Here is a 20,451-nt window from a genome sequence, read left to right as displayed (position 1 = left end):
CGATCTGTCAGGCACTTCCCCGCCTGGCGGACAACTTAGGCGTAATTGCGCAAAGACGCATACCCTTTTTTGCTCATTTATGGAAAAAGGCGGGGAGTGTTGCCTCCCCGCCTTTTTCGTAACTGCTTTCGCCGCGCGTATCAGTAGCCGCGCGGGCAGGCGTCGATGTAACGGTTGCCGTAGCGGTCGCGGTAGTAGCACTGTCCGGGCTGCTCCGAAACATTGCCGATGACTGCGCCGGCAACGCCACCGATTGCTGCGCCGACTGCAGCGCCCCGGACATTGCCTGTGGCAATGCCACCGATGATCGCGCCGGAGGCGGCGCCGATACCCGCGCCGCGTTCCGTCTGGGTGCAGCCTGCGACCGTAAGGCCGACCAGCATCAGCACAAGAGCTTTCTTCATCTTCATCTCTCCAAGTTCCACGCGCCCGGTCGAGCCGGTCTTGTTTTTGACAGCATGCCACGCCGCTCAGTGTCTCCCCGGGCGGTCGTCGGCTTGCATGAGCATAGCCTTGACCAAGGGAAAGTCCATGGTCGCGGCTCACACCCTGACAGGTGTTCCATTTGCATGCGGCATCGAAGATGAACCCAGGATTTACAGGCGGTTTGATGCTGCAATGCGGCACATAAAATTTTCAATTGCGACCCTTTGGACGGTTGCACATGTCACACAAAACTCACACCATGCCCTCCGTGTCCGGGAGAGACACGAGGAGGAACAACATGGCTAAAGTGACACTGACGGTGAATGGCCGGACAGTGAGCGGAGAGTGCGAGGATCGCACCCTGCTCGTGCATTTCATTCGCGAGAAGCTTGGTCTGACGGGAACGCATGTGGGTTGCGATACCACGCAATGCGGAACCTGCGTCGTTCACATGGACGGCAAGTCGATCAAGAGCTGTTCGATCCTGGCCGTCCAGGCGTCGGGATCCTCGATCACGACGATCGAGGGTATCTCTTCCGGCGGCGAGCTGCATCCGGTTCAGGCGGCGTTCAAGGAGCATCACGGCCTGCAATGCGGCTTCTGCACGCCGGGCATGGTGATGACGGCGCTCGACATGATCTGTCGTCACAACGGTGCGCTTGATGAGGCCACCGTCCGCCACGAACTCGAAGGCAATATCTGTCGCTGCACAGGCTACCACAACATCGTCAAGGCCGTGCTGTCGGCCAATGAAGCGATGACCGCTGGCCGCCAGGCCGCCGAATAAGGACTTCGGCAGTTCGGGTCGCCGCGACCGAGAGCCTGACCAAGGCCTCTCTGATGCCGACTGCACTGCCTCTGTCCGTCTGCCTGAAGTCCTGTTTCTCTGGAGGAGAAGACAATGGGTGTTGAAGGAATCGGCGCACGGGTTGCGCGCAAGGAAGACAAGCGTTTTCTGACCGGCAAGGGCCGGTATACGGACGACATGGTCGTCCCCGGCATGAAATATGCCTATTTCGTCCGTTCGCCCTATGCCCATGCCAAGATCACGTCGATCGACGTGTCTGCTGCCAAGGCCATGCCTGGTGTCATTGATGTTCTGGATGGCAAGCAGCTGCTGGCCGACGGTATCGGCAATCTGATCTGCGGCTGGATGGTGCATTCCAAGGATGGCACGCCGATGAAAATGGGCGCCTGGCGGCCGCTGGCCCATGAAACCGTGCGCTATGTCGGCGATGCCGTCGCCATCGTCGTGGCTGACAGCATGGGCGAGGCCCGCGATGCCTCCGAAGCCGTCGTCGTCGAATACGAGGAATTGCCTGTCGTCACCGGTGCTGTCGATGCGCTGAAATCAGGCGCGCCACAGATCCATCCGGAAGCCCCCGGCAACCTGATCTTCGACTGGGAGATCGGCGACAGTGCCTTGGCGGACGCGGCGATCGCACGGGCGGCCCATGTCACCGAGATCGAAATCTTCAACAACCGCCTCTCGCCGAACCCGATGGAGCCGCGCGCGACGCTCGGCATCTATGACGGGGCGGAAGACCACTACACCTGCTACACCACCTCGCAGAACCCGCATGTCGCACGCTTGGTGATGAGCGCCTTCTACAATGTCGCGCCCGAACACAAGCTGCGCGTGATCGCACCCGATGTCGGCGGTGGCTTCGGCTCGAAGATCTACATCTATCCCGAAGAGATCGTCTGTCTCTGGGCCTCGAAGAAAACCGGCGTGCCGGTCAAGTGGACATCGGACCGGACGGAGGCCTTCCTCACCGATGCCCATGGTCGCGACCATGTCTCCAAGGTCAAGATGGCCTTCGACAAGGACAACAACATCATCGGGCTGAAGGTCGATACGATCGCCAATCTCGGCGCTTACATGTCGCTTTTCTCGTCGTCCGTGCCGACCTATCTCTATGCCACGCTGCTGTCTGGCCAGTATGCGATCCCGGCGATCCACGCCAATGTCCGTACCGTCTACACCAACACGGTGCCAGTCGACGCCTATCGCGGCGCCGGGCGACCCGAAGCGACCTATCTCCTGGAACGTACCGTCGAGACGGCCGCGCGTGAACTGGGCGTCTCTCCGGCAGACCTGCGCCGGCAGAATTTCGTCCGCACCTTCCCGTACCAGACGCCTGTGATCATGTGTTACGACGCTGGTGATTACGACGCCTCGCTGGATGCAGCCATGAGTGCTGTCGATTGGAACGGCTTCCCCGCCCGCAAGGCCGAGGCTGCCCGCCGCGGCAAGCTGCGCGGTATCGGCATGAGCTGCTATATCGAGGCCTGCGGTATCGCGCCGTCGGCAGCGGTCGGTTCGCTCGGGGCGGGCGTCGGCTTGTGGGAATCGGCTGAGGTCCGCGTCAACGCAGTCGGTACGGTCGAAGTGCTCACTGGCTCGCACAGCCATGGCCAGGGTCACGAGACCACCTTCGCCCAGCTCGTCTCCGAACGCTTCGGCCTGCCAATCGACAATGTCTCCATCGTGCATGGCGACACCGACAAGGTGCAGATGGGCATGGGCACTTATGGCTCACGCTCCGGTGCCGTTGGCATGTCGGCCATCGTCAAGGCGCTCGACAAGGTCGAAGCCAAGGCGAAGAAGATCGCGGCCCATCTGATGGAAGCCGACGAGAGCGACATCGTCATCGAGAACGGCGAGCTCAAGGTCGCCGGGACCGACAAGACGCTGCCCTGGTTCCAAGTGGCGCTTGCCGCCTATACCGCGCACAACCTGCCGTCCGGCATGGAGCCGGGCTTGAAGGAGGGTGCCTTCTACGATCCCTCAAACTTCACCTTCCCGGCCGGTTGCTACATCGCAGAGGTCGAGGTCGATCCGGAAACCGGCAAGACCGAGATCGTGCAGTTCGTTGCGGCGGACGACTTCGGCAACATCATCAACCCGATGATCGTCGAGGGCCAGGTGCATGGCGGTATCGCGCAAGGCATCGGCCAGGCATTGCTGGAGGCCGTGCATTATGATCCGCAGACCGGTCAGTTGCTGACGGCAAGCTACATGGACTATGCCATGCCGCGTGCCGACGATCTGCCGTCCTTCAACGTCTCGCACCAGAACACGCCGTGCCCGGGGAATCCGCTCGGCATCAAGGGCTGTGGCGAGGCCGGTGCCATCGGTTCGCCGCCGGCGCTGATCAACGCGATCACGGACGCGATCAGCAACAACAACCTCAACATGCCGGCGACGCCGCTTGCTGTCTGGAGCGCGCTCCAGGCCAATGCGACCCGCCAGGCCGCCGAATAAGGGAGGAGAGGATCATGCAGCTCTATTCCACCAGCTATCACCGCGCCTCGTCGATCGAGGATGCCGGCAAGCTTCTCTCCGGTGCCGAGGACGGCAAGTTCATCGCCGGCGGCCAGACGCTGATTGCGGCGCTCAAGCAGCGTCTGGCCCAGCCTTCGGATCTGATCGATCTCCGGCACATCGAGACCCTCAAGGGCCTCAAGGTCGAGGGGCGGCGAGTTACGATCGGAGCTGGCGTCACTCATGCTGAGGTCGCCACCTCAGCGGCCATCCGCGCGGTCTGTCCGGCACTCTGTCATCTGGCCTCGATGATCGGTGACCCGCATGTCCGCCACATGGGCACGATCGGCGGCTCCGTCGCCAATGACGATCCGGCCGCCGATTACCCATCTGCCGTGTTGGCGCTCGGGGCGACTGTCGTCACCAATACCCGGGAGATCGTTGCTGACGACTTCTTTGTCAGCCTGTTCGAGACGGCACTCGCCGATGACGAGATCATCACGGCGATCCGCTTTGACGCTCCGGAAAAGGCAGGTTACGCCAAGTTCGCCAATCCGGCTTCCCGCTATGCCATGACCGGGGTCTTCGTCTCGAAGGGCGCCGGTGGCGTTCGTGTCGCCGTGACCGGTGCCGGATCGTCAGGCGTCTTCCGCCATGCCGGACTGGAGGCCGCGCTCTCGGCCAACTGGTCACCGGAGGCTGTCGCGGGTGTCGAGATCGATCCGTCGGATCTGATGTCGGACATGCATTGCACGGCCGAATACCGGGCAAACCTGATCCGGGTCATGGCGAAACGGGCGGTCCAGGCGGCCTGAGGTCCTGGACCTTCCAAGACTGCGGACAAGGGCGGCTTCGGCCGTCCTTTTTCTCCAAGATTGACGCAGATCAATTTCGCCTTGGCACAATCCGTTAGTATCTCTATGTGATAATTCTAATGTTCGCGCCATTTGTCGCAGTTTAGAATGAATGTACAATGGCGGGGTTGACCGCGCTGCCCGAGATACTCAAAAGGGTATCAAATACAGGAGTGACAGGAATGGATTTCGAGGCGTTTTTCACGGAGCAGCTGGCAGGACTTCACGAGGAAGGCCGCTACCGCGTCTTCGCTGATCTCGAACGCCAGCGGGGCAATTTCCCCCGCGCCACCCGCTACACCGAAAACGGCACTCAGGATGTCACCGTCTGGTGCTCCAATGACTATCTCGGCATGGGCCAGAACCCCATTGTCATCGATGCCATGAAAAAGGCGATCGACGACTGTGGCGCGGGTGCGGGAGGCACCCGGAATATCTCTGGCACCAACCACTACCACGTTCTGCTCGAGCGTGAGCTCGCCGATCTGCACGGCAAGGAATCGGCTCTGATCTTCACCTCGGGTTATGTCTCGAATTGGGCGGCCCTGGGCACGCTCGGCGCCAAGATCCCTGGCCTGATCATCTTCTCCGACGCGCTGAACCACGCGTCGATGATCGAAGGCATCCGCCATTCCAAGGCCGAACGCGTCATCTGGAAGCACAACGACGTCAAGGATCTGGAAGCCAAGCTCGCCGCTGCCGATCCCCGCGCGCCAAAAATGATCGCGTTTGAGTCCGTCTATTCGATGGATGGCGATATCGCGCCAATCAAGGAAATCTGTGATCTCGCCGACAAGTATGGCGCGATGACCTATCTCGACGAAGTTCATGCAGTTGGCATGTACGGCGCCCATGGCGGCGGCATTGCCGAACGCGAAGGCCTGATGCACCGCCTGACGGTGATCGAAGGCACGCTTGGCAAGGCCTTTGGCGTGATGGGCGGTTACATCGCCGCCTCCACCGCGCTCTGTGATTTCGTCCGCTCCTTCGCCTCCGGCTTCATCTTCACCACGGCTCTGCCGCCGGCGCTGGCCGCCGGTGCGGTCGCCTCGATCCGCCATCTCAAGACCAGCCAGGTCGAGCGCTTCGCCCATCAGGAGCGCGTGCGCCGTCTGCGCTTCATGCTCGACAAGGCCGGCATTCCGCACATGCCGAACCCGAGCCATATCGTGCCGGTGCTGGTTGGTGATGCGTCGAAGTGCAAGTGGATCTCCGACCTGCTTCTCGACAACTGTTCCATCTATGTGCAGCCGATCAACTATCCGACGGTCCCGAAAAAGACCGAGCGGCTGCGCATCACGCCGACGCCTTTGCATTCGGACGCCGATCTCGAACATCTGGTCGGCTCGCTGCACCAGCTCTGGTCGCGCTGCGCGCTCGCTCGCGCGGTGGCTTGATCGACCCATAGCAGACCTTCATAAAGATGCGGGTTCCGGAAATGGGGCCCGCATTTTTCATTGGGAGGTTTTGAGAACGTGAGTATTGCCGCACGCGTGGATGCCCTGATCGACAGGGTGATCGAGGAAGAACGCATCACGGGCGCCGTGGTGCTAGTGTACCAGGACGGCGAACCGATCCTGGAAAAGGCGGCGGGTTTTGCCGATCGCGAAGCCGGTATGCCTGTCCGCCTCGATGCGATCTTCCGCTATGCCTCCGTCACCAAGCCGGTCGTTGCGGTCACGGCCCTTGCGATGATCGAGAAAGGGCTGCTCAAGCTCGACGATCGCGTCTCGCACTATCTGCCCTGGTTCAGACCGAAGGCGCCTGATGGTCGCGAGGGCGCGATCACCATCCGCCATCTCCTCACCCACACATCCGGTCTTCTCTACGATCCGGCACTGGAGCTCCTGCCCGAGGGACAGCGCATGACGCTGGGCCTCGGCAATACGGATCTCAGCCTCGAAGACAATTTCAGCCGCCACAATGCCATCCCGCTCGCCTTCGAGCCTGGCAGTCGCTGGGCCTATTCCTTTGCCACCGACATTCTCGGCGGAGTCCTTGTTGCCCTCCATGGAGGGACGCTTGAAGATGCCGTCGCCCATCATGTCGCCGGCCCGCTTGGCATGGCCGATGCGCGCTTCCATGTGATGGATCCCGCGCGCCTTGCAGTTGCCTATGCCGATCATCCGGGTCGACCCGTTCGCATGCCGGACCCCTGGGTCAGCGGCGACGAGGACAACTGGCGGACTGTCTTTTCGCCGAGCCGCATCTTCAACCCCAGGGCCTTCCAGTCGGGCGGGACGGGGATGGCAGGCACAGCGCAGGATGTGATGCGTCTGCTCGAAATGTTGCGACAGGACGGAGCGGGTCTTTTGCCTGCGACCTTGGCCAAAGCCGCGCTCTCCAACCAGATCGCGAACCTCGAAGGTGAGCCAGGCTATCGCTTCACCTTTGTCGGAGGGCTGGTCACGGACCCGGCCGCAGCGGGAACCGCTTTGCCGAAAGGTGTCATCCAGTGGGGCGGTGTCTATGGCAATACCTGGTTCATTGATCCGGCCGAGAGGCTCACTGTGGTCAGCCTCACCAACAATGCGCTCGAAGGCTGCAACGGCGCTTATCCGGAGATGCTCCGTGCTGCCGTCTACGATCGGTGAGCCGCTGATTATCTGGCGCCGATGACCTCTGCCGCCTTGCGTCTCGCCTCATGATCGGCGGCATAGACGTCTTCGATCGTATCTGCCGGCACGCCCTCGATCATCGCGTCCATGACCGTCTCCACCACGTCGGCCATGTCGAGGAAGCGGATCTTGTCCTCGACGAAGGCGTTGAAGGCTGTTTCTTCGGCGGCATTCAGGACGGCGCCCTGCAGGCCACCACGCGTGAGCGCCGTGCGGGCGAGCCGCAGCGCCGGGAATCGGGTCTCGTCCGGGGCTTCGAAATCGAGCCTTGCCAGCTTGGCGAAGTCCAGCCGGTCGACATTCAGCGCCGGACGCTTCGGATAGGTTAGCGCATAGCCAATGGCCGTGCGCATGTCCGGCACGCCGAGCTGGGCGATCACCGAGCCGTCGGTGTAACCCACCATCGAATGGATGATCGACTGCGGATGCACGACGACCTCGATCTGGTCAGGACGGACGTCGAAGAGGTGCTTGGCCTCGATCAATTCCAGCGCCTTGTTGAACATCGAGGCGCTGCCGACGGAGATCTTAAGGCCCATCGACCAGTTGGGATGGGTCCGCGCCGTCTGGACGGTGACATTGGCCATCTGCTCGCGGCTGTGGGTGCGGAAGGGGCCGCCGGAAGCCGTCAGCACGATGCGCTCGAGCGCGTGGCGCTGATCCTGCTCCAGGCATTGGAAAATGGCCGAATGCTCGCTGTCGACGGGGATCAGCCGTCCGCCGCCCTTCTTCACCGCATCGACGAAGAGGTGGCCGGCGGAGACTAGGCATTCCTTGTTGGCGAGCGCGATGTCGGCGCCGCGCGCGGCTGCTTTCAATGTCGGTGCGAGACCTGCCGTGCCGACGATCGCCGCCATCACCCAGCCGGCATCCATATCTGCTGCCTCGTCCAGTCCGCTCATGCCGGCGGCGACGTCGATGCCCGATCCTGAGAGCAGGTCCTTGAGTGCCATGTACAGGCTCTCGTCAGCGGTCACGGCAAGTTTTGCCCCGGTGCGCCTTGCCTGTTCGGCCAGCAGATCGAGATTGCCATTGCCCGTGAGCGCCATCACTTCGAAAGCGTCGCGTCCACCGAGCTGTTCGATCACGTCGAGCGTGTTGACGCCGATCGACCCGGTCGAGCCGAGGACTGAGAGGCGCCGGGGCCGGGCGTTGTCGATCATGCTGCTTACGTCCGATTGCTTCATGCTCAGAAGGCTCTACAAGGGAAAGGGAAGGGCAGCAAGAGAGGCCGATTTCGGCCTTGCGCCAGCGCCTCGGGAATCCGACCATGCCGGAGTTTCTGCAGCCGACACGATTGCGTGAGAGCCTGCCCGTCCTGCTTGCCGGGCTCGCACTTCTCTGTCTCGTCGGCGGTGGGATGTTCCTCCTTGCGGACCAACCCGAACAGGCGGCGAGGATCTGGTTCGTCGGCGGCGGTGCGGTGCTCGTCGTCCTCGTCATCGATATCCTGCGTGCGCTTCTCAACGGCCGGATGGGTGTGGATGCCATCGCCGCACTCTCGATCGGCGTCGGCCTGGCGCTGGGTGAAAACCTCGCCGCCGCCATTGTTGCCGTCATGTATGCCGGCGGACAGTTGCTCGAAAGTTTTGCCGAGGGCCGTGCCCGGCGGGACATGACGGCCCTGCTCGGCCGCGTCTCGCGCACCGCGATGTTGTATCGCAACCAGGCGCTCGAGAGCGTGCCTATAGAGGCGCTTCAGCCGCAGGACCGGATCCTCGTTCGCAAGGGCGAAGTCGTGCCTGCCGACGGCCGCCTGCTCGCCCCGTCCGCGGTTCTGGATCTCTCGGCACTCACGGGGGAATCGCTCCCGGTGCCCATTCAGATGGGCCACGAAGTGCCGAGCGGCGCGACCGCGCTCGGCGATGCCTTCGACCTCCTGGTGCTGAGGGGTTCGAAGGAAAGCACCTATGCCGGCATCGTGCGTCTCGTCGAACAGGCACAGGCCAGCCGGGCGCCGATGGCGCGGATGGCGGATCGTTACGCCCTTGTCTTTCTCGCCGTCACGCTGCTGCTGGCAGGCGGCGCCTGGTGGTGGAGCGGTGACGCGACGCGAGCGCTGGCCGTGCTCGTCGTCGCCACGCCCTGTCCACTGATCCTCGCCGTTCCCGTTGCTGTCATCGCCGGCATGTCGCGGGCCGCTTCCCATGGTGTGCTGGTGAAGACCGCCGGCGCACTGGAGGCGCTGGCCACCGTCACCACGGTCGTGGTCGACAAGACTGGCACGGTTACCTCCGCACGCCCCGAAGTGAACGACATCAAGCCTGAAGCCGGCTTTGCGGCCGATGAGGTGCTCGCACTCGCGGCCTCGCTCGACCAGGCCTCCGGCCATGTCGCGGCCGAAGCGCTCGTTCGGGCAGCGACGGCACGCCGCCTTTCCTTGGTCCTTCCCCAAACGGTGGTCGAGGATGCTGGCCGCGGTCTTTCCGGTCTCGTCGGCAGCCGTCGGGTCGTGCTCGGCGGCAGCGCATATGTGCTTTCCCAGCTGTCGGCGGGTGAAGCCTTCACCCGCCTGGGCATTGACGGCGGCACGGCGGTCGTCGCTGTCGGCATCGACGGGCGGGCCGCCGGTCTCATCCTGCTGTCTGACCCCATTCGTGAGGATGCCGATGTCGCGATTGCAGCCTTTCGAGCCGGTGGCATCAGACGCATCGTCATGGCGTCCGGGGACCGCACGGATGTCGCGGAAAAGGCATCAGCGACGCTCGGCCTCGATGCGGTCGCCGGCGATCTCACGCCGGAGGGCAAGGTCGAGCTCATTCGTCGGGAACGACGGGAAGGCGTGGTGATGATGGTGGGCGACGGCGTCAATGATGCGCCAGCGCTTGCTCTGTCCGATGTCGGCGTTGCGATCGGGGCGCGGGGGTCTGCAGCCTCATCCGAGGCCGCGGATGTGGTGCTGCTCGCGGATGATCTGTCGCGACTGCCTCTGGCCTGTGGGATCGCGAAAAGATCCAGAAATATCGCTCGGCAAAGTGCCATTGCCGGGCTCGTCCTCTCGGGCGGCGCCATGGTGCTTGCCGCCCTCGGTTACCTGACGCCGGTCCAGGGTGCGCTTTTGCAAGAGGTGATCGACGTCGCCGTCATTCTCAACGCCTTGCGCGCGCTTCGCGGCTGATCACCCGATCAGGCCCGGTTCATGTCAGGCCTGCGTCATGACGCTGCCTTCGCCTGAAATCCGGATGCGCAGGTTGTTCTGCACATGGGTAACCCCGCTGACGCGGTCCACACAATCTTCTGCCCGGCGCTTCTCCCAGCGGTCGGTCACATGGCCGCCCAGCGTCACCTCGGCGTCCTCCACCGTAACCTCGATGTCCGACGCATCGATTGCAGGATCGTCTGCCAGGCGATCGTTGACGTCTTCCAGGATACGGGCGTCAGAGCGACGATAGCCGCGGGGACCCTTGCCGCGATGGCCGTCCATCTCGCGCCGGCGTGCCGCAACCTCATCGCCGAACCAGGACGCGACCTCGTCGTTGGCGCGATCGACGAAGCCGCGATCATGGCGAACAATATCGAAGGGCGAGTAGTCATGTCCGTGATCACGTCGACGGTCCGGCAATTGGTCGCCATAACCGCGATCGCGAAGTTCACCGATATGACGGTGCTCGCCGCTCGCTTGCTGTGATCGTCCCATGCGGGGGTCACGCGATCCGGATCCGCGATTACCATCGTCCATGCCGTAATCATGCTGCCGCGCAGCGTCATATCGATCCATGTCCGGGCGGTTTTCGCGGTGATCTCTGACAAAGCCGCTGTCACCCGGGCGGTAGTCGCCCGTCGGTCCCCGGCGCTGACGTTCACCGTGGAAATTCTCATGGTCCCAATTGTTGTTTCGATCGACCATTTTCTCCTCCTTTCGGTCGGGAAAGCGGGGCAGGCCCGCGTCAGGCCAACTGAGGAACGCGCCGTTCGTTCCTTGTGTCTCAAGGAATAAAGCCAGGAACAAAGGGACCGCAACGCAGGTTAGTCCGTCGCATTCCCCAACCCCGAGGAGACATACATCATGGCTACGAAAACACTGGAAGATCTCTTCCACGAAACGCTCAAGGACATCTACTATGCCGAGCGCAAGATCCTGAAGGCGCTGCCGAAGATGGCCCGCGGCGCTCAGAATGAAAAGCTGAAGGCCGCCTTCCAGCAGCACAAGGAAGAGACCGAAGGCCAGGTCGAGCGCCTGCAGCAGGTGTTCGAAATCATCGGCAAGCGTCCGCGCGCCAAGACCTGCCCCGCCATCGACGGCATCGTCGAGGAAGGCGAGGAAATCATGGAAGAATTCAAGGGCTCACCCGCTCTCGACGCCGGCCTTCTGGCCGCCGCCCAGGCCGTCGAGCATTACGAGATCAGCCGTTACGGCACCCTGCGCGCCTGGGCCCAGCAGCTCGGCTACAAGGATGCGGTCAAGCTGCTCGACGAGACGCTCGCCGAGGAATCGAAGACCGACGAACTGCTGACGAAACTCGCCGAGCAGGCCGTCAACGTGGCGGCACAGAAGAAGGCGGCCTGACCCGCCACGCTTCCCGTCAAAGGGCCGGTTCTGCCGGCCCTTTTTCGCGTTGAACTCACGGTTCAACCAGTCATATCATGCGGATGGTCTGGTGGTGAGGAAGGCCATCAAGCGGTTCTCGTCCGCCCGCAGCAAGGCGCGATTAGACGCTGAGAGGATCTGGGTGCGCACGGTGTCGAGGTCGGTTGCCGCGTCGGCCAGCGTCAGGATCGCCGGATGCACATAACTCGTGCGGCAGATCGTCGGCGTGTTGTGCAATCGGTCGGACGCCGTCTGGCACATCTGGCGGATCGTGGGACGTTCACCCCCTTCGATGCGTTTCCAGGCCTCGCTGAAGGCCGCCACACTGCCGCCCCAGGTCCGGAAAGTCTTGGCAGACAGGCTCGCCCGGGTAATCTCACCGAGATAGGAGTTGAGCCGGCCTGAATCGATGCGGTGCAACTGGCCGTCCTTGTCCCGCCAGGAAAAGAGATCGCGGCCGGGAAGATCGGCGATCTCCTCCAGGATCTTCTGCAGGCGTGGATGGCGCAGCTTCCGGCGCACGCGCTTGCCGCCCTTGGCGAGGAAACTCAGACGAATGCCATCGGGCTCAAAGGTCAGGTGACGCTTCTGCAGGGTGGTGGCGCCATAGGTCTTGTTCTCTTCGGCATAGGCTCGATTGCCGACGCGCATATAGGTCACGTCGAGCAGACTGATCAGCGCGGAAAGGAGAAAATAGCTCTGCTCCTCATGCTCGGCCAGATCACGTGCCACCCGGCGGCGGATACCGGGCAAAGCCTCACCGAAGGCGATGAGGTCGTCGAACTTTCGTTCGCTGCGCCAGGCGGCCCAATCGGTGTGGTAACGATATTGCTTGCGGCCCCTGGCATCATGACCGGTGGCCTGTAGATGGCTTCGTGGCTCGAGGCTGATCCAGACGCGTTCATAGGCCGGGGGAAGCGCGAGCTTACGGATCCGTGCGAGAAGCGTTGGATCGTTCACGGCCGTGCCATCTGGAAGATGATAGGAAAATCCTTTGCCCCTTCGGCGGCGGCTGATGCCGGGCGCGGCATCGGTGCCATAAATCAGGCCGATTTCGGCCAGTTCCGGCGCATCGTCCGGCGACGGGGCAGCGCCGGAAACCGCTTCGGTCTCGCTGTCTGCCTTCGTCATCCGACGGGGCTGTCCGTGCCCATTTCGCCCAGTTCACGGCGCAGCTGTTGGCGAGCCCGGCTCAGCCGGCTCTTCACGGTGCCAACCGCACATCCGCATATCTCGGCCGCATCCTCGTAACGTTCACCCAGCATGACGATCAGAACCAGCATTTCGCGATGATGCTCGGGAAGCCTGTTCAAAGCTCGTCGGACCTCCTCGGCTTGCACAGTCCATTCCTGGCTCGCCTCTGTTTTCAGGCTGGCCGTGATGGATTCCGGCAGGCCGACGCTCTCCCGGCTGCTTTTCTTGAAACGGGTACAAAAGGTGTTGCGCATGATCGTGAAAAGCCAGGACTTCAGCCTCGTGCCCGGCTCGAACTTGTCGAGGTTGGCAAGCGCTTTTGTCAGGGTCTCCTGGACGAGATCGTCGGCTTCTTCCGGCTTGTGGCAGAATGTCCGCGCAAAGGCGCGCAATGCCGGTATCAACGCGACAACTTCAGACTGTGCGGCAAGCTCGGCTCTACGGGTCGTCAACGTCGCCATCCTCCAATGTCTGTGGCGCAAAGGCAGAATGACGCGGAAACGCGCGCACCATGCCTTGGTTCCCAATTATGCAAACGATCTGTGAAGCCGGAAAACATGTCAGCTTCGGCTTACGAATTTGTTGAACCTGCTCATATTGCCGTCTTCGGCTTCGTCCTGATGAAGAAAGGCAAGATCGCTTTTCTCGAAGATGTCGAAGAAAACCTCCCACTCGACAGGTTCCAGTGCCTCTTCCGGTTCGCCGAAATCGACCCTGAGGATGCCGCCACTGCCACTGTCACGAACTCGCGACGGCGTGCCTTTGCGCTCCTCGATCCATCGGCGTATCGCATCGTGGTCGGTCGTCTGGCGTGCGCTGCTCATCGGTGCCTCTCCACTCTCGCTCTCCCCCATAGAGCCCGTCGAAGGAACGCCCCGATTGGCCCGTGGTTCCCGGCGGTTCGCGGCTTTTTCGAGTGGAACTATGCCGGGAATGGCGGGTTTCCTGCCAGAACAAGTCCCAATGGAGGTGAGAATCCCATGACGCACGTGCAGAATGTCGATGGCCAGGGCCAGTTGCTGATCGGCGAGCGTTTTTCGCCGATGACCTATCACGTCACCGTGGAGCGGCGGAATGCAGGCTATCGCGCCAAGGTTGAAATGCAGGTGCCGCGCGACTGGTTGATCCGTCAGGGGTTTCAATCCCGTGCAACGCTCGTCCTGTCGTCCGGAGACCGGATCGAGCTTGAACATGACGGCCCGGTGGATGTATCCGACAGCATTAGCGTGTTACTGCAGGGTGCGGCGCTCGACTATGGTGATCGGGATGCATTGGTTGCGGCCTTTCCCGAGGCAGATGAAAGCTCGAGCTAGGGCCGGCCTCGAGGTTGGGCAGAATTTCTGCTGATCCAAGACAAACCAATCGTCGTATCGAGAGTTATAGCGGAACATGTGTGATGGTTCGCGAGAAGCATCAAGTCGGAGGCCTGAATGGAAAAATCAAAACTCACATCCATGGAGGCTCGCCGCGACCGCACGGGCGGGATCGTTCGAGACAAACTCGATGTCCTCATGGAGGATATGCACCGTGAGGCCGTGCCCCCGCATCTGACCAAGCTCGCGCAAGACCTGCAGTCCGCGCTTGATGAAAAGGTGGCGAGCACGGCCACCAGTTCCTGATCAGTACCGGAACCTTTCGTCCAACGTCGGGTTGGCCTCATGGCCCACGTCACGAAAGGATACATCATGATCAATTACTTCTGGCTCGCCGTCGTCATGCTCGGACCGGTTCTGCTCGGCGCTGCGATCGTTTATGCCATCCTGCGTCAACGTCGGCTCAGCGCTCGCGAGCGCATCAACAGCGATGCGGCAACCCATGAGCTTTATCGCAATGAGGAAAATGCCGACACCCGGCCATTGGGCGGGCGTCAATGACGCCCACCATTCGGCGGCTTAGAGAAAGCTGCCATTGCTCGGATCGTAACGCTTTCCGTGCGCGATCCTCGCCAATTCAACGAGCTCGTCCTCGTCGTGAATGCCACTTTCCACCAGATAGGTGACGAGAGCGGCCGCATTCTCTTCAGAATGCCCGTCTTCCTGCCTTCGCCCATAGAGCCGTCGGACGGTGCGTTCGACGATTGCATCTGCTTCACGGGTCTTCCCGGGGGATTCTAATGCCATTGCATTCCCTCCGTTCAACGCTGGCGTACGAAGAATAGTCACCCGCCAGCATGGCATGGAACAATCATGGCGGGTCGTCACGAAGATGCAACCCTAGATTCGCAGTGGTGAGATTTCAGTGGTGAACGAGTGGTGATCCCGACGCGATTCGAACGCGTGACCCTCAGATTAGGAATCTGATGCTCTATCCTGCTGAGCTACGGGACCACTGCCTCCTCCATACAAAAGCAAAGCCTTCAAGCCAAGCGGTTTTGCGTGATGGAATGATGTCACTCAGCGCGGCAGGCGTTGTTCGGCGAGGCGAACCCAATAGGAGATGCCGGCTGCGATCGCCTCGTCATTGAAGTCGTAGGCCGGATTGTGCAGGCCGGCCGTCTCGCCATTGCCGATCATGATGTAGGCGCCGGGGCGCGACTGCAGCATGAAGGCGAAATCCTCCCCTGCCATGCTCGGATCCACTTCGGTGTCGACATTGTCAGCGCCGACCACGTCGATCGCTGCACGTGCGGCATAGTCGGTTTCGGCGGGATGATTGACGGTGACGGGGCAGGCGCGCTCGTATTCGTATTCGATGGTTGCGCCATGGGCTACGGCGATACCCGCAGCGATCTCGCCGATCCGCCGCTCGGCCAGATCGCGCACGCCTTCGTCCAGCGAGCGCACGGTGCCGGAGATGAAGGCCTCTTCGGGAATGATGTTGTGGGTCGTGCCGGCATGAAACTGGGTGACGGATACCACGACCGAGCGTAGCGGATTGGCGTTGCGTGCGGCAATCGTTTGCAGCGCGCCGACGATCTGCGCACCGATGACGATCGTGTCGGCAGTGTTGTGCGGTTCGGCGGCATGGCCGCCGAGGCCGGTCAGCTTGAGCTGGAACTTGTCGGGCGCCGCCATGATGCCGCCCTTGCGAATGGCGAAGGTCCCGACCTGTCTTCCAGGCATGTTGTGCATGCCATAGATCTCTTCGATCCCGAAACGCTCCATCATCCCGTCCTCGACCATGGCCAGCGCGCCACGCCCACCTTCCTCGGCCGGCTGGAAGACAACAGCCACGCGGCCGGCGAAATTGCGGGTCTCGGCCAGATACTTGGCCGCGCCGAGCAGCATGGCGGTATGGCCGTCATGGCCGCAGGCATGCATGCGGCCCGTGATCGTCGATGCCCATGGTTTACCCGTGATCTCCTCCAGCGGCAGCGCGTCCATGTCCGCGCGCAGTCCGATGGTCCGGCCCGCGCCGCCCGATCCCTGGATGATGCCGACGACACCCGTGCGGCCGAGCCCCGTCACGACTTCGTCGACGCCGAAGTCCCGAAGGCGCGCCTCGACGAAGGCTGCAGTGTTTTCGACGTCATAGAGGATTTCCGGATTGGCATGCAGATGGCGGCGCCATTCGGTGGCCTCCGATTGGAGTTCGGAGGCTCGGTTCAGAAGCGGCATTCTCTCGTCCTGGGTTCAGTCCTGGTCACGCTTGTTGCGTATCACGCGATTGTCGCCTGAGAATGTGCGCCTTTCAATTGACGTATTCAATGGGCTTTGCCATTCCTTCCCTACATAAGATTTCGCCATGCTTGGCGAGTGACCAGCCGAACAAGAGGATCGAAGTCGTGTTTACGAAACGTCCCCGCATGTTGTCTTCAACCGGAATCTTCCGCCGACTGGCGGTCGCCGTCTCGCTGTTGGCACTGGTTCTGCCAGGTGTTGCCGCCGCCAATCCGATGATGGTCGTCGATGTCGGCAGCGGCCGGGTCATCGCGCATCAGGAAGCCTTCCGCAAATGGTATCCGGCCTCGCTCACCAAGCTGATGACCGCCTATACGACCTTCCGCTCGATGCGGACGGGTGAGCTTTCGCCGGAAACCGTGGTCGTGATGAGCAAACACGCCGCCGACCAGCCGGCTAGCAAGATGTATTTTAAGCCGGGCTCCAAGCTGACGCTCGATAGCGCGTTGAAGCTCTTGATCATCAAGTCGGCCAATGACGTTGCAGTCGCGATCGGGGAAACCGTGAGCGGCAGCGAGCCCGCCTTCGTTCAGCGGATGAACCAAGAGGCGCAGCGGCTCGGCATGACCTCGACGCGCTTCGTCAATCCGAACGGGCTGCCGGGCAAGGGCCAGTATACGACGGCCCGCGACATGGCGCTTCTCGCGGCGACCATCCGGCGCGAATTCCCGGAATATGCGAGTTACTTCGCGCTCGAAGGTGTGACCACGGGCAAGAAAGACTATCCGAACTTCAATCTTCTGGTCGGCCGCTTTCCCGGTGCCGACGGCATGAAGACCGGTTATGTCTGCGCATCCGGCTTCAACCAGGTGTCGTCCGCTACGCGCAATGGCCGGACCGTGATTTCCGTCGTGCTCGGCGCCGACAGCCTCGGTGCACGCGCTGACCTTTCCGCCGACCTCCTGCAGAAGGGGCTGACGACGTCCACTGCTGGCAATCGGCTGGAGCAGCTCGCACCCTATGGCGAGGGGCAGGACCAGGTGACCGACATCAGCGCGGAGATCTGCAACCCGCAGGCCCGCAAGGTGCGCAGCGAAGGCCGCGACGACGCTGGTCGCATGAAACTGCTCTCGCCTTATATTCGCGAGATGGGCCGGCCGCCGGCGATGAGCTATGCCGGGCTGATCCCGGGGAGCGAACCCGTCCAGGCTGCAAAGGGAGGCGGCATCGGCGAGATCGCCAATGTGCCGATCCCGAAGCCGCGTCCCACTTTCTGAGTTGATTCATGAGCCAGTCCCGCATTCCCGTTTCCATCCTCACCGGCTTCCTCGGTGCGGGCAAGTCGACGCTACTCAACCGGCTCCTCAAGGACCCGGAGATGAAGGATGCAGCCGTCATCATCAACGAGTTCGGCGAAGTTGGCATCGACCATCTCCTGGTAGAATCCTCCAATGACGCCGTGGTCGAGCTTTCCGACGGCTGCCTCTGCTGCACGGTACGTGGCGAACTCGTGGATACGCTGGCCGAGCTGATCGACGGCATGCAGACGGGTAAGATCAAGCCTTTGTCGCGCGTCGTGATCGAAACGACGGGGCTCGCGGATCCGGCGCCCGTCATGCAGTCGGTCATGGGCCACCCCTCGGTTGCTCAGCATTTCGACCTCGATGGCGTCGTGACCGTCGTCGATGCGGTGAACGGGCTCTCGACCATCGACACCTATCCGGAAGCCTACAAGCAGGTGGCGGTGGCCGACCGACTGATCCTGACGAAAAAGACCCTCGCCGACGAGGCGACGACTGCGGCGCTCACTCAGCGCCTGCGTTTGCTCAATCCGCGTGCGCCGATTGCCGACGGGGACGCCCAGGATGCGGGCTCGGCTGCCATGCTGGTCAACGGTCTCTATGATCCCGCGAGCAAGATTGCCGATGTCGATCGCTGGCTGAAAGACGAGATGACGGCGGCGGGCGACCACCACCACCACCACCACGATCACCACCATGGTCATGACCACCATCACGGCCACGATCATCACCACGCTCACGACGTGAACCGTCACGGGGCCTCGATCCGGTCCTACTCGATCCTGCATGACGAGCCGATCGATCCGATGGCGATCAACATGTTCATCGATCTTCTGCGCTCCACGCACGGCGAAAAGCTTTTGAGGATGAAGGCGATCGTGGCGCTCACCGATCGGCCGGACAAGCCGCTGGTGCTGCATGGCGTGCAATCGATCTTCCATCCGCCCGTGCGCCTGCCGGCATGGCCGGAGGGATCGGACCGCAAGACGCGGCTGGTGCTGATCACCAGGGATCTGTCGGAGAACTATGTTCGGGACCTGTTCGGTGCCTTTACCGGCAAGGTCGCGATCGACCGTCCGGACCGCGCGGCGATGATGGACAATCCGCTGTCTATTCCCGGCTTCAAGTTCTAGGTCTCGCTCACCCGCCTTTGCGGATGTGGAAGCGGTGGCCCGCCTCCAGGCGTTCCTGCGCCACCAGTGCGTGACCGTCTTCCATGCAAAAATGCGGGATATCGATGCCGGCGAGCGGATCTGTCGTTTCGACGATCAATTCGTCGCCCGATTTCATGTCGGCCATTCGTCGGCGTGTCTTCAAAACGGGAAGGGGGCATTTAAGCCCCCTCAAATCATAAACCACCGTGTCGGGCATAACGCTTACCAGAGCTTCCAGAAGGGCTTCTTCTGAGCGGCTTCGGGTGCTGCTTGTGCGCTCTGGGGTGCGGGCGCCAGCGGATTGGGCTGCGGTACGGGAACAGCCGCCGTGGCCGCGGCTGCTGCAGTTGCGGCCGTCTGCGGCTGCGCGGCCTGGGCCTGCGGGTCGCCGTTCGGGTTGGTCGCCATCTGGTTGACGGCCGCGGTACCGTTGGCAGGTGTCGACATTGCCGGAGCGACATCGTTGATATCCAGCAGTTTTCCGGCCTTCAGGGCAGAGCCCGTCGGCGCAAAAGCGAGATCGTGCGAGCGCGACTTGCGCAGATCCGCAACCAGCGCCTTGCGCTCGGCTTCGGTGGGATCGTACCAGATCTTGCCGTCGTATTTCTTCAGCGCCTTGGAATAGGCGGCGTCATAGGCCTCGTTGTAGCCGTTCAGCGCGACCGACAGGGCCGCGGGCGTGCTGATCGCCGGGCAGGCACCCTGCGGATTGAAGCTCGAACCGGCCGGAGCGGTCTGGTTGAAGACGTATTTCTTCTCGCAGACATTGACCTCGGGCGGACGCTTGGTCACTTCGAAGTGGTCGTAGCCGACCTTCAACGTTTTCCAGAAGTCGTAATGCTGACTGTGGCGGTGGCGCGCCATGTTTTCCGCTGTCATGCGGAAGGGGAAGGCCTGCAACTGAACTGCCTGCTGGCCGCCCTTGAAGGCGTCCCGCGCGAAGGCATAGATTTCCAGCATCTGGGCGTCGGTCATCGAGTAGCAGCCCGAGGACGAGCAGGCGCCATGGATCATCAGATGAGATCCGCTGCGGCCATTGGCACGGTCGAACTGGTTCGGATAGCCGGTGTTGATTGCGAGGAAGTATTTGGAATTCGGGTTCAGGTGATAAGGCGTCAGCGGATAGAAGCCTTCCGGCGCCTGACGATCACCCTCCTTGACCTTGGGGCCGAGACGGCCCGACCAGGCACAGATGTCGTATTCCACGACTTTGTCGAAGCGGCTGTTGGTCTTCGCCTTCCAGACTTCGAGCTTGCCCTCTTCCTTGAAAATCCGGATCATGATCGGCGAATTGCGATCCATGCCCTTCTTCTGGATTTCGGCAATAAGGCGTGCCGGCAGCGGCTGCGCCACCTTGTTGGAAACCTTCGGCGTGTCGTAGGCCGCACTCTCCAACGCGTCGTTGCAGCCCGCGAGGGCGGCGGCGAAAATCAGAACCAGGGCCGTCGATGTCAAGCGCATGCGCGAATGCTCTTTCCAGGATCGAAGTTGTGGCTCGCAATGAGCCGGTCAGGCGTAGTCTAGAACTGCTTTCTTCACAAATTATAA

22 protein-coding genes and 1 tRNA gene are annotated in these 20,451 nt (G+C 62.0%); 12 read left to right on the top strand and 11 right to left on the bottom strand.

Features of this window, described 5'->3' with window-relative positions:
* Positions 1–140 precede the first annotated feature (140 nt).
* On the bottom strand, positions 141–404 hold the full coding sequence (locus E9677_RS19550) for a glycine zipper domain-containing protein (RefSeq protein WP_102021253.1): 264 nt from the start codon (positions 402–404) through the stop codon (positions 141–143).
* Between the two features lie 320 nt (positions 405–724).
* Between E9677_RS19550 and E9677_RS19545 the strand changes: the two genes are divergently transcribed.
* From E9677_RS19545 to E9677_RS19525, 5 genes are all read left to right on the top strand, one after another.
* Positions 725–1,213, top strand: a complete 489-nt coding sequence (locus E9677_RS19545; protein ID WP_136559742.1) for a (2Fe-2S)-binding protein — start codon at positions 725–727, stop codon at positions 1,211–1,213.
* A gap of 114 nt (positions 1,214–1,327) precedes the next feature.
* The gene (locus E9677_RS19540) at positions 1,328–3,694 is read left to right on the top strand and encodes a xanthine dehydrogenase family protein molybdopterin-binding subunit (RefSeq protein WP_136559741.1); all 2,367 of its coding nucleotides are present in this window, start codon (positions 1,328–1,330) and stop codon (positions 3,692–3,694) included.
* A gap of 14 nt (positions 3,695–3,708) precedes the next feature.
* A complete protein-coding gene (locus tag E9677_RS19535; RefSeq protein WP_136559740.1) occupies positions 3,709–4,509 on the top strand; it encodes an FAD binding domain-containing protein in 801 nt (266 codons plus the stop codon).
* A 221-nt stretch (positions 4,510–4,730) separates the two neighbouring features.
* On the top strand, positions 4,731–5,945 hold the full coding sequence (gene hemA, locus E9677_RS19530; RefSeq protein WP_136559739.1) for a 5-aminolevulinate synthase: 1,215 nt from the start codon (positions 4,731–4,733) through the stop codon (positions 5,943–5,945).
* 78 nt (positions 5,946–6,023) lie between these two features.
* Complete coding sequence (locus E9677_RS19525) at positions 6,024–7,142, top strand: serine hydrolase domain-containing protein (protein WP_136559738.1); 1,119 nt, start codon at positions 6,024–6,026, stop codon at positions 7,140–7,142.
* An 8-nt stretch (positions 7,143–7,150) separates the two neighbouring features.
* Here E9677_RS19525 and dxr read toward each other — a convergent pair whose 3' ends face one another.
* A complete protein-coding gene (gene dxr, locus E9677_RS19520) occupies positions 7,151–8,329 on the bottom strand; it encodes a 1-deoxy-D-xylulose-5-phosphate reductoisomerase (RefSeq protein WP_136559737.1) in 1,179 nt (392 codons plus the stop codon).
* A gap of 107 nt (positions 8,330–8,436) precedes the next feature.
* On the opposite strand from dxr, the gene E9677_RS19515 reads away from it, so the two are divergent.
* Complete coding sequence (locus E9677_RS19515; RefSeq protein ID WP_136559736.1) at positions 8,437–10,284, top strand: heavy metal translocating P-type ATPase; 1,848 nt, start codon at positions 8,437–8,439, stop codon at positions 10,282–10,284.
* Positions 10,285–10,308: 24 nt separating this feature from the next.
* Here E9677_RS19515 and E9677_RS19510 read toward each other — a convergent pair whose 3' ends face one another.
* Positions 10,309–11,013 carry a BON domain-containing protein gene (locus E9677_RS19510; RefSeq protein ID WP_136559735.1) on the bottom strand — a complete coding sequence of 235 codons (705 nt, stop codon included), beginning with the start codon at positions 11,011–11,013 and terminating at the stop codon, positions 10,309–10,311.
* A gap of 159 nt (positions 11,014–11,172) precedes the next feature.
* Here E9677_RS19510 and E9677_RS19505 point away from each other — a divergent pair, with 159 nt between their 5' ends.
* Positions 11,173–11,673, top strand: a complete 501-nt coding sequence (locus E9677_RS19505) for a YciE/YciF ferroxidase family protein (RefSeq protein ID WP_136559734.1) — start codon at positions 11,173–11,175, stop codon at positions 11,671–11,673.
* A gap of 75 nt (positions 11,674–11,748) precedes the next feature.
* On the opposite strand, the gene E9677_RS19500 is transcribed toward E9677_RS19505, so the two are convergent.
* The 3 genes from E9677_RS19500 to E9677_RS19490 form a co-directional block, all read right to left on the bottom strand.
* Positions 11,749–12,825 carry a DNA topoisomerase IB gene (locus E9677_RS19500; protein ID WP_136559733.1) on the bottom strand — a complete coding sequence of 359 codons (1,077 nt, stop codon included), beginning with the start codon at positions 12,823–12,825 and terminating at the stop codon, positions 11,749–11,751.
* Positions 12,822–13,349, bottom strand: coding sequence for a sigma-70 family RNA polymerase sigma factor (locus E9677_RS19495; RefSeq protein ID WP_136559732.1), 528 nt, complete (start codon positions 13,347–13,349; stop codon positions 12,822–12,824). Before E9677_RS19495 ends, E9677_RS19500 begins: the two co-directional genes overlap by 4 nt.
* 99 nt (positions 13,350–13,448) lie before the next feature.
* A complete protein-coding gene (locus tag E9677_RS19490) occupies positions 13,449–13,712 on the bottom strand; it encodes a hypothetical protein (RefSeq protein WP_136559731.1) in 264 nt (87 codons plus the stop codon).
* A 156-nt stretch (positions 13,713–13,868) separates the two neighbouring features.
* Between E9677_RS19490 and E9677_RS19485 the strand changes: the two genes are divergently transcribed.
* The 3 genes from E9677_RS19485 to E9677_RS19475 all read left to right on the top strand — a co-directional run bounded on the left by E9677_RS19485 (position 13,869) and on the right by E9677_RS19475 (position 14,762).
* A complete protein-coding gene (locus E9677_RS19485; RefSeq protein ID WP_136559730.1) occupies positions 13,869–14,201 on the top strand; it encodes a hypothetical protein in 333 nt (110 codons plus the stop codon).
* 117 nt (positions 14,202–14,318) lie between these two features.
* Entirely contained in the window at positions 14,319–14,507 is a 189-nt protein-coding gene (locus tag E9677_RS19480; RefSeq protein ID WP_136559729.1) for a hypothetical protein, read from the top strand.
* 66 nt (positions 14,508–14,573) lie between these two features.
* Complete coding sequence (locus tag E9677_RS19475; protein ID WP_136559728.1) at positions 14,574–14,762, top strand: hypothetical protein; 189 nt, start codon at positions 14,574–14,576, stop codon at positions 14,760–14,762.
* A gap of 18 nt (positions 14,763–14,780) precedes the next feature.
* Here the strand turns inward: E9677_RS19475 and E9677_RS19470 are convergent, their stop codons facing one another.
* The 3 genes from E9677_RS19470 to E9677_RS19460 all read right to left on the bottom strand — a co-directional run bounded on the left by E9677_RS19470 (position 14,781) and on the right by E9677_RS19460 (position 16,445).
* Entirely contained in the window at positions 14,781–15,008 is a 228-nt protein-coding gene (locus E9677_RS19470; RefSeq protein ID WP_136559727.1) for a hypothetical protein, read from the bottom strand.
* 130 nt (positions 15,009–15,138) lie between these two features.
* Positions 15,139–15,215, bottom strand: a tRNA-Arg gene (locus E9677_RS19465).
* 66 nt (positions 15,216–15,281) lie between these two features.
* On the bottom strand, positions 15,282–16,445 hold the full coding sequence (locus tag E9677_RS19460; RefSeq protein ID WP_136559726.1) for a M20 aminoacylase family protein: 1,164 nt from the start codon (positions 16,443–16,445) through the stop codon (positions 15,282–15,284).
* 188 nt (positions 16,446–16,633) lie between these two features.
* On the opposite strand from E9677_RS19460, the gene E9677_RS19455 reads away from it, so the two are divergent.
* Together E9677_RS19455 and E9677_RS19450 are read left to right on the top strand one after the other, a co-directional pair.
* Entirely contained in the window at positions 16,634–17,725 is a 1,092-nt protein-coding gene (locus tag E9677_RS19455) for a D-alanyl-D-alanine carboxypeptidase family protein (RefSeq protein ID WP_136559725.1), read from the top strand.
* A gap of 8 nt (positions 17,726–17,733) precedes the next feature.
* Positions 17,734–18,882, top strand: a complete 1,149-nt coding sequence (locus E9677_RS19450; RefSeq protein ID WP_136559724.1) for a CobW family GTP-binding protein — start codon at positions 17,734–17,736, stop codon at positions 18,880–18,882.
* Between the two features lie 7 nt (positions 18,883–18,889).
* Here the strand turns inward: E9677_RS19450 and E9677_RS19445 are convergent, their stop codons facing one another.
* A complete protein-coding gene (locus E9677_RS19445) occupies positions 18,890–19,120 on the bottom strand; it encodes a sulfurtransferase TusA family protein (RefSeq protein ID WP_136559723.1) in 231 nt (76 codons plus the stop codon).
* 5 nt (positions 19,121–19,125) lie between these two features.
* The gene (locus E9677_RS19440) at positions 19,126–20,364 is read right to left on the bottom strand and encodes a L,D-transpeptidase family protein (RefSeq protein ID WP_136559722.1); all 1,239 of its coding nucleotides are present in this window, start codon (positions 20,362–20,364) and stop codon (positions 19,126–19,128) included.
* Positions 20,365–20,451 lie beyond the last annotated feature (87 nt).

Source organism: Peteryoungia rhizophila, from assembly GCF_004912145.1.
In the GTDB taxonomy this organism is placed as follows: Bacteria; Pseudomonadota; Alphaproteobacteria; order Rhizobiales; family Rhizobiaceae; genus Allorhizobium; species Allorhizobium rhizophilum.
Note: the sequence above shows the minus strand (reverse complement) of the source record. Positions and strands in the feature narration are given on the sequence as shown.

Coding starts and splice junctions, on each gene's coding strand:
- E9677_RS19480 (WP_136559729.1), top strand. CDS start 14,319: ATGGAAAAATCAAAACTCACATCCATGGAGGCTCGCCGCGACCGCACG.
- E9677_RS19440 (WP_136559722.1), bottom strand. CDS start 20,364: ATGCGCTTGACATCGACGGCCCTGGTTCTGATTTTCGCCGCCGCCCTC.
- E9677_RS19485 (WP_136559730.1), top strand. CDS start 13,869: ATGACGCACGTGCAGAATGTCGATGGCCAGGGCCAGTTGCTGATCGGC.
- E9677_RS19490 (WP_136559731.1), bottom strand. CDS start 13,712: ATGAGCAGCGCACGCCAGACGACCGACCACGATGCGATACGCCGATGG.
- E9677_RS19510 (WP_136559735.1), bottom strand. CDS start 11,013: ATGGTCGATCGAAACAACAATTGGGACCATGAGAATTTCCACGGTGAA.
- E9677_RS19540 (WP_136559741.1), top strand. CDS start 1,328: ATGGGTGTTGAAGGAATCGGCGCACGGGTTGCGCGCAAGGAAGACAAG.
- E9677_RS19495 (WP_136559732.1), bottom strand. CDS start 13,349: ATGGCGACGTTGACGACCCGTAGAGCCGAGCTTGCCGCACAGTCTGAA.
- E9677_RS19460 (WP_136559726.1), bottom strand. CDS start 16,445: ATGCCGCTTCTGAACCGAGCCTCCGAACTCCAATCGGAGGCCACCGAA.
- E9677_RS19500 (WP_136559733.1), bottom strand. CDS start 12,825: ATGACGAAGGCAGACAGCGAGACCGAAGCGGTTTCCGGCGCTGCCCCG.
- E9677_RS19470 (WP_136559727.1), bottom strand. CDS start 15,008: ATGGCATTAGAATCCCCCGGGAAGACCCGTGAAGCAGATGCAATCGTC.
- E9677_RS19450 (WP_136559724.1), top strand. CDS start 17,734: ATGAGCCAGTCCCGCATTCCCGTTTCCATCCTCACCGGCTTCCTCGGT.
- E9677_RS19545 (WP_136559742.1), top strand. CDS start 725: ATGGCTAAAGTGACACTGACGGTGAATGGCCGGACAGTGAGCGGAGAG.
- E9677_RS19445 (WP_136559723.1), bottom strand. CDS start 19,120: ATGCCCGACACGGTGGTTTATGATTTGAGGGGGCTTAAATGCCCCCTT.
- dxr (WP_136559737.1), bottom strand. CDS start 8,329: ATGATCGACAACGCCCGGCCCCGGCGCCTCTCAGTCCTCGGCTCGACC.
- hemA (WP_136559739.1), top strand. CDS start 4,731: ATGGATTTCGAGGCGTTTTTCACGGAGCAGCTGGCAGGACTTCACGAG.
- E9677_RS19535 (WP_136559740.1), top strand. CDS start 3,709: ATGCAGCTCTATTCCACCAGCTATCACCGCGCCTCGTCGATCGAGGAT.
- E9677_RS19550 (WP_102021253.1), bottom strand. CDS start 404: ATGAAGAAAGCTCTTGTGCTGATGCTGGTCGGCCTTACGGTCGCAGGC.
- E9677_RS19475 (WP_136559728.1), top strand. CDS start 14,574: ATGATCAATTACTTCTGGCTCGCCGTCGTCATGCTCGGACCGGTTCTG.
- E9677_RS19505 (WP_136559734.1), top strand. CDS start 11,173: ATGGCTACGAAAACACTGGAAGATCTCTTCCACGAAACGCTCAAGGAC.
- E9677_RS19515 (WP_136559736.1), top strand. CDS start 8,437: ATGCCGGAGTTTCTGCAGCCGACACGATTGCGTGAGAGCCTGCCCGTC.
- E9677_RS19455 (WP_136559725.1), top strand. CDS start 16,634: ATGTTGTCTTCAACCGGAATCTTCCGCCGACTGGCGGTCGCCGTCTCG.